Origin of the sequence: Mesorhizobium sp. M1A.F.Ca.IN.020.06.1.1 (assembly GCF_004023265.1) — a bacterium.
Classification (GTDB): domain Bacteria; phylum Pseudomonadota; class Alphaproteobacteria; order Rhizobiales; family Rhizobiaceae; genus Mesorhizobium.
This window is the reverse complement of record NZ_RZSR01001313.1, coordinates 1-1,259: the sequence shown is the minus strand read 5'-3', so window position 1 is coordinate 1,259 and position 1,259 is coordinate 1. Positions and strand designations below refer to the sequence as shown.

At 59.3% G+C, this 1,259-nt stretch carries 3 protein-coding genes; 1 reads left to right on the top strand and 2 read right to left on the bottom strand.

The annotated features are described in order from the left end of the window. A partial coding sequence (locus EOA60_RS33580) for a plasmid partitioning protein RepB C-terminal domain-containing protein (RefSeq protein WP_281060807.1) occupies positions 1 to 429 on the top strand: 429 nt, incomplete at its 5' end. 114 nt (positions 430 to 543) lie between these two features. Here the strand turns inward: EOA60_RS33580 and EOA60_RS33575 are convergent. Next, on the bottom strand, positions 544 to 678 hold the full coding sequence (locus tag EOA60_RS33575) for a DUF1236 domain-containing protein (RefSeq protein WP_127216369.1): 135 nt from the start codon (positions 676 to 678) through the stop codon (positions 544 to 546). 76 nt (positions 679 to 754) lie between these two features. Then, on the bottom strand, positions 755 to 1,259 hold a 505-nt coding region (locus EOA60_RS33570; RefSeq protein ID WP_164899790.1), incomplete at its 5' end, for an outer membrane beta-barrel protein.

Sequence of the window (1,259 nt, the reverse complement as noted above, 5' to 3'; positions counted from 1 at the left end):
CCCTTGTTGCGAGAGGTCGTGCCGAGCCGGCAGGTTGAAATCGTGCGTCTCATGCTAGCGTTGGACCGGGTGCAATTTCGGGTGGCGAGAGTGTTGATCGCGCTCACACCACGATCGCAGCTCACCGATCCCTTTGCGCCCAGAAAGCAATATGAGGGCATCTCCCCGACGCAATTGGCTGACATGCAAACTGACCTGGCCAAGGTCAGCCATGAATATCTGAGCGCCGCCAGCACACATGGCGCAACAGTGCTCAACCTGATCGCCGTTATCGGTTATATTGACAAATTGCTGAACAACCCCGCGCTAGTGCGGTTTATGGCGCGCAATTTTGCCGGGCACCTTGAGGTGTATCAGGAATTGCTCGACTTTCGCGAAAGTGGGTTTCAGAAACGTGCACCTATCGCTGAACAAAGCGCGTGGATTTGAGCTCTCCAATCCCCGCGAGGACCCGCTTCTCTTGTCAGACGTTTTCAGCTCGCTGAGAACCGTCCTCTTGCGCTGACGGGGCACCGGAGCGGCGCTCCCGCCAGGATGCACCCGTCAGTCGAGAACTTTGACGATCGTATAGCTTTCGAGGTCCACGACCACGATCCGATTGTCGATGACCGTGTATTCGTATTTCACGTTGTCCGGCGAGCCTTGTGAAGCTGATCGATTAGCGGCCGCGACGGCCAAGCCACTTGAGCCCGGGCCGTTAAAACGAAGAACGCCGGGCGATGCCGGCGTTCTAAACTCAACTCGCTTGCTACGGCTAGAACTTCAGGCCGATGCCGACGCGGAAGTCGTGAGCCTGTACCTTGTGCTCCAGCACGCAACCGCCGCCGCAATAATCGAAGCTCTTCTTGCCGAAGAAGGAAAAGTCGTACTCGCCGCGCAGGAAGACGTTGTGGGTCAGCGGCACGTCGATGCCGGCCCCGACAATCCCGCCAACGATCGTTCCGTCCCGTTCCGCAAAGCCGACCGCGTCGGTTTTCAAGTCCGACACCGTTACACCCGCCGTCAGGTAGGGCAGGTATCCGCCCAGGTCCATGCCCACGCGGCCCTTGAGCGAGCCGAAGAGACCGAGCGACTCGTCGAGGTCGCCAGGGCCTGGCACGTCGTGGAAGTGGCCCTTCTTGAACCGGTAGCCCAACTCGCCTTCAACGCCGTAGACGATGTTGCCCGACTGGAAGTTGTAGCCGACAAAACCGCCGATCGTCGGCGAGCCTACGTTGTGCGTCACGCTGCCGATGTCGGGCTCGCGGATGTTATAGTGC